This window comes from Streptomyces sp. NPDC002845, assembly GCF_053591955.1.
In genome coordinates, this window is the sequence record NZ_JBSFUU010000060.1 from 19,978 (window position 1) to 33,464 (window position 13,487).

10 protein-coding genes are annotated in these 13,487 nt (G+C 71.6%); 5 read left to right on the forward strand and 5 right to left on the reverse strand.

What is annotated here, in order from left to right; genetic code table 11:
- Positions 1–25: 25 nt before the first annotated feature.
- Positions 26–982, reverse strand: coding sequence for a LysR family transcriptional regulator (locus ACWD3C_RS33605; RefSeq protein WP_451149947.1), 957 nt, complete (start codon positions 980–982; stop codon positions 26–28).
- 95 nt (positions 983–1,077) lie between these two features.
- Between ACWD3C_RS33605 and ACWD3C_RS33610 the strand changes: the two genes are divergently transcribed.
- Both ACWD3C_RS33610 and ACWD3C_RS33615 read left to right on the forward strand, forming a co-directional pair.
- Positions 1,078–2,238: a DMT family transporter gene (locus ACWD3C_RS33610; protein WP_451149948.1), complete on the forward strand. Its 1,161-nt coding sequence runs from the start codon at positions 1,078–1,080 to the stop codon at positions 2,236–2,238.
- Positions 2,208–2,699, forward strand: a complete 492-nt coding sequence (locus ACWD3C_RS33615) for a YbaK/EbsC family protein (protein WP_451149949.1) — start codon at positions 2,208–2,210, stop codon at positions 2,697–2,699. Before ACWD3C_RS33610 ends, ACWD3C_RS33615 begins: the two co-directional genes overlap by 31 nt.
- A gap of 150 nt (positions 2,700–2,849) precedes the next feature.
- On the opposite strand, the gene ACWD3C_RS33620 is transcribed toward ACWD3C_RS33615, so the two are convergent.
- From ACWD3C_RS33620 to ACWD3C_RS33635, 4 genes are all read right to left on the reverse strand, one after another.
- Positions 2,850–3,575 (reverse strand): exonuclease domain-containing protein, encoded by a 726-nt coding sequence (locus ACWD3C_RS33620; RefSeq protein ID WP_451149950.1) that lies wholly within the window; start codon positions 3,573–3,575, stop codon positions 2,850–2,852.
- Positions 3,576–3,714: 139 nt separating this feature from the next.
- Positions 3,715–4,953: an SAV2148 family HEPN domain-containing protein gene (locus tag ACWD3C_RS33625; protein ID WP_451149951.1), complete on the reverse strand. Its 1,239-nt coding sequence runs from the start codon at positions 4,951–4,953 to the stop codon at positions 3,715–3,717.
- A gap of 102 nt (positions 4,954–5,055) precedes the next feature.
- Entirely contained in the window at positions 5,056–6,387 is a 1,332-nt protein-coding gene (locus ACWD3C_RS33630) for a copper amine oxidase (protein ID WP_451149952.1), read from the reverse strand.
- Between the two features lie 123 nt (positions 6,388–6,510).
- A complete protein-coding gene (locus ACWD3C_RS33635; protein ID WP_451149953.1) occupies positions 6,511–7,338 on the reverse strand; it encodes a Tat pathway signal sequence domain protein in 828 nt (275 codons plus the stop codon).
- Between the two features lie 180 nt (positions 7,339–7,518).
- On the opposite strand from ACWD3C_RS33635, the gene glgX reads away from it, so the two are divergent.
- The 3 genes from glgX to ACWD3C_RS33650 all read left to right on the forward strand — a co-directional run bounded on the left by glgX (position 7,519) and on the right by ACWD3C_RS33650 (position 13,455).
- A complete protein-coding gene (gene glgX, locus ACWD3C_RS33640; protein WP_451149954.1) occupies positions 7,519–9,648 on the forward strand; it encodes a glycogen debranching protein GlgX in 2,130 nt (709 codons plus the stop codon).
- A gap of 26 nt (positions 9,649–9,674) precedes the next feature.
- Positions 9,675–12,068, forward strand: coding sequence for a malto-oligosyltrehalose synthase (gene treY, locus ACWD3C_RS33645; protein ID WP_451149955.1), 2,394 nt, complete (start codon positions 9,675–9,677; stop codon positions 12,066–12,068).
- Positions 12,069–12,210: 142 nt separating this feature from the next.
- On the forward strand, positions 12,211–13,455 hold the full coding sequence (locus tag ACWD3C_RS33650) for a M14 family zinc carboxypeptidase (protein WP_451149979.1): 1,245 nt from the start codon (positions 12,211–12,213) through the stop codon (positions 13,453–13,455).
- Positions 13,456–13,487 lie beyond the last annotated feature (32 nt).

Below are 13,487 nucleotides of genomic sequence, written 5' to 3' on the forward strand. Positions count from 1 at the left end.
TTCTGCGGCCTGGCGTTCTGCGGCCTCAACGGGGCTGGGGTGAGCGGGAGTTGGCCTCCGGTCGCGGCTCCGGCTTCTCGGTGTCCCGGTCGCGGATGGTCGCCGCCGCACCGCGCAGTTCCGCGAGGACCGTCCGGACGGCTCTGCGGGCCGTGCGCTCGGGGCGGTGGAGCGCGTCGATGTGACGTCTGGCCTGGACTCCGGCGAGCGGCCGGAGGACGAGCGCGGGATGCGGGGGCATGGTCCAGCGCGGCAGCAGCGCGATCCCTCCCCCGGCGGCCACGGCCTCGGCGACCACCGTGAACTCGTTGACGCGGTGGGCGAGACGGAGACGGCGGCCCGCCGCGGCCGCGATGGCCTCGATGGTGGCGAACACCGGGAAGCCGTCGTGCGCGGTGATCCACTGCTCGTCGGCCACGTCCCGCGGGTACAGCCGTCGCTTGGCGGCCAGCGGATGGTCGGCGGGCATCGCCACGTCGAGCGGTTCGCGCAGCAGCGTGGTCGAGGTGACCGTGCGCGGCCACGGCGGGGCGTGGTCGAGACGATGGGCGAGTACGAGGTCGTACTCCCGGGTCAGCCTGGGGAAGTCGTCCTGTGCCACGTCCGCGTCGGCCAGCGCCGGCCGCGGCTTGCCCGGTCCGGCGAGACCTCGCAGCAGCAGGGGGAAGAACGCCAGTCCCGCGCTGTGGAAGGCCGCCACCGACACCTCGCCGTCCGGCTCGTCCACGAACGCGTCCACGACATGCCGGGCCCGCGCCAACGCGCTCTCCACTTCGATGGCGACGCCCGCCAGGGCCTGCCCGGCGTCAGTGAGCACCAGCCGCCGCCCGTCCTTCTCGGTGAGCGGGACGGGGATCGAGCGCTGCAGCAGCCGCAGTTGCTGAGAGATCGCCGACGGGGTCACCAGCAGCGCATCGGCGACCGCGGTGACACTGCCCAGTTCGCCCAGCTCCCGCAGGATCCTCAGCTGCCGTTCATCCATCGGCCCATCATAGGGACAATGATGTAGGGAGGCTAAAAGATCCTTTTAGAAAGTGGCCCTGGGCTTCAGGTACGCCGGTGATGCACGGTGGGCGCATGCCCGATCCCCGCCACCGCGGTCCCGACCGCGACCTCCGCCGTGACCCTCGTCGTACCGACGCGGTCCTCCTTCTGGTCGCCCTCGTCTGGGGCTCCAGCTATCTCTCCGCCCAGACCGCCACCACCGCCCTCCCCGTCCTGCTGGTCCTCTTCGCCCGGTACTTCCTCTCGGCGCTCGCCTGCCTCGGCCTGACCGCCGCCCGGCGCGGCCCCGGACACAAACCCCGGCGGTGGACCCGCGACGAACTCCGGGCCGGTCTGCCGCTGGGCGTCACACAGGCCGCCGTCCTGGTTGTGGAGACATACGGCGTCGCCCACACCAGCGCCGCCAACGCGGGCCTCATCATCAGTCTGACCATCGTCCTCACTCCTCTCCTCGACCGCTCGGGCCGTCGCGGCGGTCTGCCTCCCGCCTTCTACGGTGCCGCCGGGGTGTGCGTCCTGGCCGTCGGCCTCCTCATGTCCGGCAACGGCTTCCACGCTCCCCGGCTCGGTGATGTGCTGATGCTGGGCGCCGCGGTCGTGCGGGCCGGGCATGTGGTGCTCGTCGGACGGCTCACCGCCGGCCGGGCGATCCGTCCGCTGCACCTGACGGGGGTGCAGACCCTGGTCGGCACGGCGCTGTTCCTGCCGTTCACCGCGCGCGACCTCCCGACTCTGGCCCGCGCCGACGCCGCGACCTGGGCCCAGCTGCTCTATCTCGCCCTGTTCTGCAGCGTGTTCGCCTTCCTGGCGCAGACCTGGGCGATCCAGCGCACCTCCGCCAGCCGGGCCGGCCTGCTGCTGGGCACCGAGCCGATCTGGGCCGCCGCCGTCGGCATCGCCCTCGCCGGCGAGCACTTCACCCCGCTCACCGGCCTGGGCGCGGCCCTGATGGTCGCCGGCACCTACTGGGGGCAGGCCGTGGAACGCGCCCACCGCGCGACCACCGAGCCGCCCCGCCCCGGAGCCGCCGAGGCCCGGAGCGACGCCATCGTCCCCCGCAGAGCAGACGGCACCGCCCGCCGCGCCGCCGAGCTCCAGAAGGCGGACGGACGCGAGCGAGCCGACGGAGCCACCGCCATCAGCACCGAAGGCACCGACGGCACCGACGGCACCGACAACAACCGCGCCGAAGAGGACCCCGCATGCCGCACCACGACACCTATCAGCGCCTGATCACCCTGCTCGACACCTCCTCCGTCGAGTACCGCCTCATCGACCACGCACCCGAGGGCGCCACCGAAGCCGTCTGCGCGCTGCGCGGGCACCCGGAGTCCGAGGCCGCGAAGTGCATCGTGCTGCGGGTCAAGGTCGACCGGAGGACCACCCGTCATGTCCTCGCGGTCGTCCCCGGGGACCGGCGCGTGGACCTGGACGCCGTCCGGGAGCTGTTCGCCGCCCGCTATGCCGGCTTCTCGGACGCGGCCACCGCCGAGCGGCTGGCCCGCTCCGTGCCCGGCACGGTGCTCCCGTTCAGCTTCGACCCCGAGCTCGAACTCGTCGCCGACCCGGACGTCGTCGCCCAGCCACGGCTCTACTTCAACGCAGCCCGGCTCGACCGCTCCCTGGTCATCTCGGGGGCCGACTACGAACAGCTGGCCAAGCCCCGCGTGGAGCGCATCGCCGGCCAGGCGTAGAAACCAAGGACCTAAGCGGGTCCAGCGAAGTCCAGTGCGGTTCGACAGCGCCCCAAAGGAGCGCGGGGCGGTGACATCAGCGGCTCCGCCGCGGGGCACGACCAGCCACGACGGGCCCGCAGGTGATGCACCGGACTTCCAGCGGAGCGCTTAGGCCGCCGTCTCGTCCGCCAACTCCCGCAGCGGCCACGCCGAGTCCACCACCGCGTCCGTCTCCCCCTTGCGGCGCAGGAAGTTCTGGAAGTCCGCCGCCCACTCGGCGTACCACTCGATCTGGCGGCGGTGCAGCTCCGCCGGGCCGAGGGCCGCGACCTTGGGGTGGCGCTCGGCTATCGCGCGGGCGAGCCGGGCCGCGGCCAGGGCGTCGGCCGAGGCGTCGTGGGCGGAGTCGAGCGCGACGCCGTACTCCGCGCAGACCGCTTCGAGGTTGCGCTTGCCGCGGCGGTAGCGGTCCACGGAGCGGTCGATCGTGTACGGGTCGATGACGGGTGCGGGGTGGAGGCCGCCGAGGCGCTCGCGCAGCGAGGGCAGGCCGTGGCGGCGCAACTCCGCCGAGAGGAGCGTGAGGTCGAAGGCCGCGTTGTAGGCGACGACCGGGACGCCCGTCTTCCAGTACCCGGTGAGGACGTCCGCGATCGCGTCCGCGACCTGGTCGGCCGGTCTGCCGTCGGCCGCCGCGCGGTCGTTGCTGATGCCGTGGACGGCCACCGCCTCCGCCGGGATCTCCACGCCCGGGTCGGCCAGCCACTCCCGGCGCCCCATCGGCTCCCCATCCTTGACGTCGATCACCGCCCCCGTGACGATGCGCGCTTCGCGCGGGTCCGTCCCGGTCGTCTCCAGGTCGAAGCCGATCAGCAACTGCCGGTGCCAACCCATGGTGGCCCCCCTTCTTGGTGGTGCTTTCCCCCAGTGGTCTCCACGATCCCATGTGCCACTGACAATCAGAGGACCGCGTTCCGCTTAGCGGTGCGCCACCCTGTCACGCCACCCGGTCACGGCACCAGTTGCCCCCGCGTCAGGACACCGGCCGCGAGTCGGCCCACGCCACCTCGAACTCCTCGCGGTATGTCTCGAAAAGCCCGCCTTCGCCGGTCTCGTCCGCCTTGAGCACCCGCCCGCCGCCGCGCAGGACGAGCACCGGTCCCTCCATCCCCCGGGTCCGGCGCAGATACGACTGGACGACGGCGACACCGTCCGAGCCGTCGCCGTCCACGAGATACGCGGTGAAGCGGGGCGTCTCGTCGAAGACCTGGATCTCGAAGGCGCCCGGGTCACGCAGCTTGGACCGCACCCGGCGCATGTGCAGGATGTTCATCTCGACGGCTCGGCTCAACTCGCCCCGCTTGATGCCCAGTTCACGTTCGCGCCGCTTGACCGCACTGGACGCGGGGTTCAGGAACAGCAGCCGTACCCGGCAGCCCGACTCGGCGAGGCGTACCAGCCGTCGCCCGGAGAAGTTCTGTACGAGCAGGTTCAGGCCTATCCCGATGGCGTCCAGGCGGCGGGCCCCGCCGAACAGGTCCTCCGCCGGGAACCGGCGCAGCAGCCGTACGCGGTCGGAGTGCACGGCCACGACGTCCGCGTACCGGTCGCCGACGAGTTCCTCGACCGCGTCGACGGGCAGCCGGCGGGCGGAGGGCACGTCGCTGCCCGCGCCGAGGATCTCCAGCAGCCGCGCCGAGGCCCGCTCCGCCTGGGCGAGGACGGCCTCCGACAGCGCCCGGTTGCGGGAGACCACGTTCCGGGTCACTTCCAGCTCGTCCAGGGCGAGTTCGACGTCGCGGCGCTCGTCGACGTACGGCTCGAAGCACGGCCAGTGCTGCACCATCAGCTCGCGCAGCTGCGGCAGGGTGAGGAAGCTGAGCACATTGTCGTCGGCGGGGTCCAGCAGATAGCCCTTGCGGCGGCTGACCTCGCGTACGGCGACCGCGCGCTGCACCCACTCCTGTCCGGCGGGTCCCGCGGCGGCGACCACCCAGTCGTCGCCGTGGACGGGTTCGTAGATGGGGCGCAGAACAGCGGCCACGACCGCGCGCAGCCGCTGTTCGACGAGGTTCAGCCAGATGTAGGCGCGGCCGGCCCGCTGGGCGCGGGTGCGCACCTCGCGCCAGGCGTCGGCGTTCCAGTCCAGTTCCGGACCGATGGATCCCATTTCCATCGGCCGTGCCAGGGACACCGCGCCGGGTGGGACATCTGTGGAGTTCCCCTCGTGACCCTCGTCACCAGGAGGCAACTCCAGCCCTCCCGAGCCCACCCACGCACCGCCTTCCGCTCCCCCGAGCTCTCCCCTACGCAACGATCAAGGAAGGGTACTCCGGGAGTGGGCGGCGGTGCAGCCGGATGGACGGGTAGTTTCTCAACGACCGGGCCGTACATGGCCGTTCTGACCCTTGAGGTCGGCGGGAGTGAGCGGATTCATAGCGGTGACGTCGCGAGGGGCGATCGAGAAGCCCTGCCAGTGGACCGGCATGGGCTGCTGGTCCTCGTCGCGCGCGACGTGGTGGAAGCCGACGTTGACCCAGACGACGGGGTGGGTCAGGGTCTGTCCGTCGACCCACCGGTCGACGGACTTTCCGGCGCCGGCGGCGCAGTTGCGGATGTTGTTGCTGGCGAACTGTTCACACTTCTTGTACTGGGTGAAGTAGACGTCGTGCCTGGTGTAGCTGCGCCCGGGGTACTTGGTGGTGGCGCCGGGGACGATCTCGTACGACCGGGCGTGGCCGTCCTTGTTCTTGCCGGTGTTGCTGACCACCCGCCACCAGCGCATGTTCTTGGCGTTGCCCGCGAGTTCCTTGGTGATCCGGGTGCGGGTCGTCTTGTTGGTGGGGCCCACGTCGCCGCGCGTGGGCGGGGTGACCTTGGAGTCGTACTGCTCGACCCTCTGCTTGGAGGAGCCGTCCAGGCCGAACTTGAGCCGCCAGAAGACGTTGTGGCTGTGGCTGGTGGCGTAGTCCTTGGCGCCCTTGCCGATCGGCCAGCCCCGGCCGTCACCGGCGTCGTAGTCCTCGGGGGCGAGGCTGCCGGTCGCGCCGACGTTCATGTTGATCGTGCCGTCGTCCTGGAAGCGCCACTCGGTCATGTACTCGTACCAGCCGACCTGGTTGACGACGTAGACGAGCAGGTCCTTGCCCTGCTTCTGGTAGACCTTGTTGCCCGTGTCGCCCTGCATGCGGTAGGCGTGGCCGCGCGAGCGGGTCGTGGTGCACAGGCCCTTGACGTTCGGGTGCTCCGGGTCCCAGGCATCGGGGACCTTCACGGTCTTGATGGTGCCCCCGGGGCATTCGGACGGCTTCAGATTCATCAGGCCCTGGCCGAAGCCGAAGCTCGTCAGGTCGTCGTACTCGGCCGTTCCGTCGTCGTACGGGACGTGTATCTGGCCGAGCTTGCCGCTGGAGAGGACCTTGATGGGGCGGGCCTCGCCCGGGGGCTGGTACGAGACGTTCTCCAGGACGAGCCCGGCCTCGCGCTCGTAGCGCCAGCACATCCGCCAGGTGGTGCCGGTGGAGAGCTTCCGCTCGATCCGGTACGCCGCACTGCAGCCGGGGCCCGCCGCGGGGGCGGCCTTGGGTGCGTCCTGGGGCTGGGCGGTGGCCGGGCCCGCGGCCGTGGTCAGGCCGGCGGTCAGGGCGGCGACGGTGAGACCCACCGCCGTCCGGCCGCGGGCACGGCTGATTCTGTTCGCGCGCATGACGAAGTGATCTCCTTGCAGGGATCAGAGAGTTCGGAAAGTGGATGGCCCCGGGTCGGGAGCAGGCCGGAAAAATGTGGACGGACGCGGCTCGGGCGGACCGGTCGCGGCCGCCGCGCCGGCTCAGCCGAGCTTGCCGACTGTGCGGGCGCTCAGGTCGATCACCAGGTCACGGCTGTCGATCCAGGGCCCGTTCTTGACCTTCGGGAAGAGGCGCACGCACCGGTGCTCGCCGCAGCCGACGAGGTGCTCGGGCGTGCTCCCCGGCACGGCGTGGTAGACCATGCCCTTCAGCAGCAGCTGGTCGGGCGAGGTGAGCTCCTTGCCGGTGGCGTCCTTGAAGTCGGCCTTGAGGCCGGCGCCGAGCGGGTCGGCGATCAGGAGCTGCGCGGCCTCCACCAGCTCGGGGTGGCCGAAGGGTGGCTGGACCCCCTGCTGGGTGCTGGTCCGCTCGACCTTGCCGGTGTCGAGGTTGACGGTCTTGGTGACGAGCGTGTCGTCCTTGTAGTCGTAGAACGTGACGTCCGCGCGCCGGGGCGCGTTCGGGTCGTCCAGTTCGTCCTCGTCCGGCTCGGCGAGGCCGACGCCGATGCGCTGGGGCCCGCGCTCGCCCTCCACGTTCTCACTGGCTCTGAACAGCTGCCGGTCCAGTGCGATCCGCTCGATCCGGGCCGTCTCGTCGTCGGTGAGCGGGTCGCGGCCCGTGCCCTTGTCGCCGTCCTCCGCCGCCTGCTCGACGACACCGGGCCGCACCGGCTGGGACTGACCCTGCTCCTGTCCCTGGCCCTGCCCCTCCCCGGTCTGCTGGGCGGTCGCGCCGTTCGTGCCACCGGAGTCCTCGGCCCCCGCCGACCCCGGCAGCGTGATCCCGACCATCAGGGCCGTCCCGGCCACCGCGATCCCCGTACCCGCCACCACCTTTCCCAGATGGCCGCGTATTACTTTTCGCACATTTCCCCCTACTCCTCCTGTAATCTCCGGGAGTTTTCCGGGTCCCGCATGTTCGGCATACCGCGTATGCGCTGGTCGATCGGTAAGAGGGGCGTAAGTCGTAGGTGGTTCCATCACTTTGAGGGAGACTCGGCACGGAGTCGCCCCCAAGGGCGCGCGACAACTGGAAGAGTCGTATCCATGCAGGTCTGGCCTGGACAGGCGTATCCGCTCGGTGCCACGTACGACGGCGCCGGGACCAATTTCGCGGTCTTCTCGGAGACCGCCGACCGAGTCGAGTTGTGCCTGCTGCACGACGACGGCTCGGAGACGGCGGTGGAGCTGAGGGAGTCCGACGCGTTCGTACGGCACGCGTATCTGCCCGGGGTGATGCCGGGGCAGCGCTACGGCTTCCGCGTGCACGGCCCGTACGCGCCGGAGCGCGGGCTGCGCTGCAACTCCGCGAAGCTGCTACTGGATCCGTACGCGCGTGCGATCAGCGGGTCGATCACCTGGGGGGAGGAGGTGTACGGCTATCACTTCGGGGCGCCCGACAAGCGCAATGACCTGGACTCGGCGCCGCACATGATGACCTCGGTCGTGGTCAACCCGTACTTCGACTGGGGCGACGACCGGCGGCCGCGCACCGAGTACCACCACACGGTGATCTACGAGGCCCATGTGAAGGGCCTGACCATGCAGCACCCGGGGCTGCCGGAGGAACTGCGCGGCACCTACGCGGCGCTCGCGCACCCGGCGATCATCGAGCACCTGACCGAGCTGGGTGTCACGGCGCTGGAACTGATGCCGGTCCATCAGTTCGTCAACGACCACCGCCTGGTGGAGACGGGCCTGAACAACTACTGGGGCTACAACACGATCGGTTTCTTCGCCCCGCACAACGCGTACGCCTCCTGGGGCGACCGCGGGCAGCAGGTGCTGGAGTTCAAGTCGGCGGTCCGGGCGCTGCACGAGGCCGGGATCGAGGTCATCCTGGACGTGGTCTACAACCACACGGCGGAGGGCAACCACCTGGGGCCGACGCTGTCCTTCAAGGGCATCGACAACCCGTCGTACTATCGGCTCACCGACGATCCCCGCTACTACATGGACACCACGGGGACCGGCAACTCCCTGCTGATGCGCTCACCGCACGTACTGCAGCTGATCATGGACTCGCTGCGCTACTGGGTCACCGAGATGCACGTGGACGGCTTCCGCTTCGACCTCGCGGCCACCCTGGCCCGGCAGTTCCACGAGGTGGACCGGCTGTCGTCGTTCTTCGACCTGGTGCAGCAGGACCCGGTGGTCTCCCAGGTGAAGCTGATCGCCGAGCCGTGGGACGTCGGCGAGGGCGGCTACCAGGTGGGGAACTTCCCGCCGCTGTGGACCGAGTGGAACGGCAAGTACCGGGATACCGTACGAGACCTGTGGCGGGGCGAGCCGCGCACGCTGGCGGAGTTCGCGTCCCGGCTGACCGGCTCCTCGGACCTCTACCAGGACGACGGCCGCCGCCCGCTTGCCTCCATCAACTTCGTGACCTGCCACGACGGGTTCCCCCTGCACGACCTCGTCTCGTACAACACCAAGCACAACCACGCCAACGGCGAGGACAACCGCGACGGGGAGAGCCACAACCGGTCCTGGAACTGCGGGGTCGAGGGCGAGACCGACGATCCGGCGGTCCTGGAGCTGCGGGCCCGCCAGATGCGGAACTTCATCGCCACGCTGATGCTGTCGCAGGGCGTGCCGATGCTCAGTCACGGCGACGAGTTCGCGCGCACGCAGCGCGGCAACAACAACGCGTACTGCCAGGACAACGAGCTGTCCTGGGTACCGTGGCCGGACACCGACGGCAACAGTGACGGCCGCAGCCGCGAGATGCTCGGCTTCGTGCGCGCGATGGTGTGGCTGCGCAAGGACCACCCCGTCTTCCGGCGGCGCCGCTTCTTCCACGGGCGGCCCGTCGAGGGCACCCACGACGAGCTGTCCGACATCGCCTGGTTCACCCCCGCGGGCGAGGAGATGACGCAGCGCGACTGGCACTCCGCGCCGGCCTCGGCCCTGACCGTCTTCCTCAACGGCAACGCCATCTCCGAGCCCGGTGCACGCGGGGAGCGCATCAGCGACGACTCGTTCCTGCTGATGTTCAACGCCTCCCCGAAGCCCCTGGACTTCGTGGTCCCGGTCAACCACGGGCGCCAGTGGCAGGTCGTGGTGGACACCGCCCGAACGGACGGGGTGCCGCCGGGGACGGGGGCGAAGGTGCAGGCCGGGGACCGGCTGACGCTGGTGGACCGGAGCATGGCGGTGTTGCATCGGCCTGCGTAGGGGGCTCGTAGGGTACATAGGGTCCCATGACCCCTGAGGCCTCCACCGCGCCCACCGCGCCCTCCACGCCTTCCTCGCCCTCCGCCCCTTCCGCCCCTTCCTCTACGTATCGCCTTCAGCTGCAGCCGGAGTTCCCCTTCGCCGCGGCCGAGGCCGCCGTGCCGTATCTGGCCTCGCTCGGCGTCTCGCATCTGCATCTGTCGCCCGTGCTGGAGGCGGTGCCGGGGTCGACGCACGGGTACGACGTCGTGGACCACGCGCGCGTGCGGGGCGAGCTGGGCGGCGAGGAGGGGCTGCGGTCGCTGGCGCGGGCCGCGCGGGCGCGGGGGCTGGGGCTGGTCGTCGACATCGTGCCGAACCACATGGCCATGGCCCCGCGCCACAACCGCGCCCTGTGGGAGGTGCTGCGCGAGGGCCCCGCGTCGCGGTACGCGCGGTGGTTCGACATCGACTGGGAGGCGCAGGGCGGCCAGGTGCTGCTGCCGGTGCTGGGGCGGCCTCTCGGGGAGGTGCTCGACGACCTCGTGGTGGACGGGTCCGAACTGCGCTACCACGAGCACGCGTTTCCGCTGCGCGAGGGCACCGAGAAGCTGCCGATGCCCCAGCTCCTGGACGCGCAGTGGTACCGCCCGGGGTGGTGGCGGCTGGCCCGTACCGAGCTCAACTACCGGCGGTTCTTCAGCATTTCGGAGCTCATCGGGGTGCGGGTGGAGGACCCCGAGGTGTTCGAGGCCACCCATGACACGATCCTGCGGCTGCTGCACGAGGGGATCGTCGACGGCCTGCGCGTCGACCACCCCGACGGTCTCGCGGACCCGGACGCGTATCTGCGCCGTCTGCACGAGGCGACCGGCGGGCGCTGGACGGTGGTCGAGAAGATCCTCGCGGAGGGCGAGCCGCTGCCCGCGGCGTGGCCGGTCGCGGGCACCACCGGATACGACGCGCTGCGGCAGGTGGACGGGCTCTTCACGGACCCGGCGGGGGCGGGTGAACTCCTCGGCCAGTACCGGCGTTTCGCGGCCCCGCAGGCCGACCGGGGCGGCCGCTGGGAGGCGACCGTACGGCGTGCCGCGTACAAGGTGATCACGCACGAGCTGGCCACGGAGGTGGACCGGCTCACGCGCGTGGCGCACCGCCTGTGCTCCCGCTCACCGGACCCCGCCCTGCGCGACCACGCGCCCTGGGCGCTGCGCACCGCGCTGTGCGAGCTCCTCGTGCGGATGGAGGTGTACCGGCTGTACGCCTCCGGGGACGCCGCCCTGGTCGTCACGGAGGAGGCCGCGGCCGAGGCGCGCACGGCGTTCACGGTGCCCGAGGAGTCACGGTCCGTCGACGTCGTACGGAACCTGGTGCTCGGCCGCCTCGGGGACGGACCCGCCCAGGTGGAGTTCCGGACCCGGTTCGCGCAGACCTCGTCCGCGCTGCGGGCCAAGTCCGTGGAGGACACGGCGTTCTACCGCTATGTACCGCTGCTGTCGGCGAACGAGGTGGGCGGGAACCCGGGGAGCCCGGCGGTGTCCCCGGAGCGCTTCCACGCGTATTGCGCGCGCGTGCAGCGCGACTGGCCCACCATGGGCACGGTCCTGTCGACGCACGACACCAAGCGCAGCGCGGACGTACGCGCGGCGCTGGCCGTACTGACCGAGTGCCCCGAGCGGTGGGCCGACGTGCTCGCCGAGGTGACCCGCGCGGGTGCGGGCATGCCGGACCCGCAGCTGGCCTGGGCGGCCTGGCAGACGGCGTTCGGGCTCGGCCCGGCCGCCGAGGAGCGCCTCCAGGGGGCTCTGCTGAAACACGTGCGGGAGGCCGGGCTGCACACCGCCTGGACCGAGCAGGACCCCGCGTACGAGCACGCGGTGGCCGACTTCGTCGCCCAGGGTCCGAGCGGCGACACGCGCGTGGCCGGCCTCCGGGACACACTGGAGCCCCATGTGCGGGCGAACGTCCTGGGCGCGGCCCTGGTCCATCTGACGATGCCGGGCGTGCCGGACGTCTACCAGGGCACGGAGGGCGAGTATCTGGCGCTGGTGGACCCGGACAACCGGCAGCCGTTCGCACCCCGGGAGCGGCCCTCGGAGAAGTCCGGGCTCACCGCGGCCGCCCTGCGGTTGCGCGGGCGGCGCCCCGAGGTGTTCGGCGACACCGCGACGTACGAGCCGCTGGCCGCCGAGGGGCCGGCCGCCGCGCACTGTGTCGCCTTCGCCCGCTCCGGAGAGGTGGTCACGGCCGTCACGCGGCTGTCGCTGCGGCTGGCCGATGCGGGCGGCTGGCGGGACACGAGGCTGGCGCTGCCGCCGGGGCGGTGGGCCGATGTCCTCGTACCGGGACGGGCATTCGCGGGGCACGCACGCGTGGAGGAGCTTTTCGAGCGGCTTCCCGTGGTGCTGCTGGAGCGTGCCGGTGACGCTCAGGGGGACTGACCAACTCCGGGAACACCCCCCGGTGGCCCTTCCGGCGGCAAGTGCCTCTGGGCGCCCCCTGGAGCCTCCCCCTTCACCTCCTTGACACCCGAACCGGTCCGTGGAGTACTGCGGAATGCGACGCCGGGCGGACAAGTCGGGGGTGAGTCACCTGCCGGAGCTGCGCTACCCAAGTGTGACGGAACTCGAATCGTCGGTCCGGGGGCTGGTGATACGACGGCCGAACCTGTGCACGCTCCGGCAGATCGGCGTCTCGCGCGCGGGCCGGCCTCTCCGGCTGCTGTCCATCGGCCGCGCACGGCGCGCGGTCCTGGTCGTCGCGGGCGCCCACTCCAACGAGCCGACCGGCGGCTCGACGCTGCTGGCGCTGGCCGAACGGGTCCTGGGCGAGCGTGGGTTGCGGACCGACATCTCGTGGCACTTCCTGCTCTGCGCGGACCCGGACGGAGCGAGCCTGCATGTTACTCCGGCGCCGCGCACCCTGCTCGACTACCACCTCGGGTTCTTCCGCCCGGCCGGGCCGGAGCAGCCGGAGTGGTCGCCGTCGGTGCTGCCGCCGGACCGGCTGCCGCCCGAGACGCGCGCCATCGTCCGGGTCATCGACGAACTGCGCCCCTACCTCCAGGTGACCCTGCACGGCACCGATCTCGGCGGCAGCTGGGTGCAGTTGACGAAGGACGTCCCGGGGCTCGCCGAGCCGTTCGCCAAGTCGGCGGCCGAGCTGAACATCCCGGTGGAGACCGGCGCGTCGGACGCGGCGGGCTGGCCCGCCTCCGGGCCCGGCGTACACGTGATGCCGGACCACGGCTCCGACACGGCGTACCCGATCCTGCCGGACGACGCGCGCAACAGCACCTGGTACCACGCGCACCGCCACGGCGGGCTGACCGCGGTCGTCGAGGTGCCCATGTGGGCGAGCGACCTGGTGGACGATCCGGCCCCGCATCCCGCTCCGGCGGCGGCTCTGCGGCACCTGGGGCGGCGGCTGCTGCGGGACGCGCGGCACGTGGAGCGGGTGCTCGCCGAGGCGCTGCCCCGGCTGCCAGGGCCGGACGGGCCGCTGCTGCGCGCCGCCAAGTGGGCCCTGGACCTGGTGCCGGGGCTCGCCCGGGAGTGGCAGCAGGGCCCGCCGCCGGACACCACGATGGCGTACGTGGGCAGCGTGGACGCGTTCGGGCGCCGGCTGCCGCTGCGGGCCGCCGCGATGCTCCTGCGGGTCCTCCAGGAGGCCGACGACCGGGCCGCGCCCCGGCTGGAACACCTTGTCGCCGTCTGGAGCGACGCCTTCGCCGAACGTTTCAAGGCCCGCTGGGTGCCGCTGGAGAACCAGGTCGAGCACCAGGCCCGCACCGTGGTGGCGGCGGCGCTGTACGCGCGGGACGTGTGAGGGGTGTTGTTGAGGGGCACGCGCGCGTGCCC

Excerpts from the sequence above, each read along its gene's own strand:
- ACWD3C_RS33605 (WP_451149947.1), bottom strand. The coding sequence starts at position 982 with ATGGATGAACGGCAGCTGAGGATCCTGCGGGAGCTGGGCGAACTGGGC.
- ACWD3C_RS33610 (WP_451149948.1), top strand. The coding sequence starts at position 1,078 with ATGCCCGATCCCCGCCACCGCGGTCCCGACCGCGACCTCCGCCGTGAC.
- ACWD3C_RS33615 (WP_451149949.1), top strand. The coding sequence starts at position 2,208 with ATGCCGCACCACGACACCTATCAGCGCCTGATCACCCTGCTCGACACC.
- ACWD3C_RS33620 (WP_451149950.1), bottom strand. The coding sequence starts at position 3,575 with ATGGGTTGGCACCGGCAGTTGCTGATCGGCTTCGACCTGGAGACGACC.
- ACWD3C_RS33630 (WP_451149952.1), bottom strand. The coding sequence starts at position 6,387 with ATGCGCGCGAACAGAATCAGCCGTGCCCGCGGCCGGACGGCGGTGGGT.
- glgX (WP_451149954.1), top strand. The coding sequence starts at position 7,519 with ATGCAGGTCTGGCCTGGACAGGCGTATCCGCTCGGTGCCACGTACGAC.
- treY (WP_451149955.1), top strand. The coding sequence starts at position 9,675 with ATGACCCCTGAGGCCTCCACCGCGCCCACCGCGCCCTCCACGCCTTCC.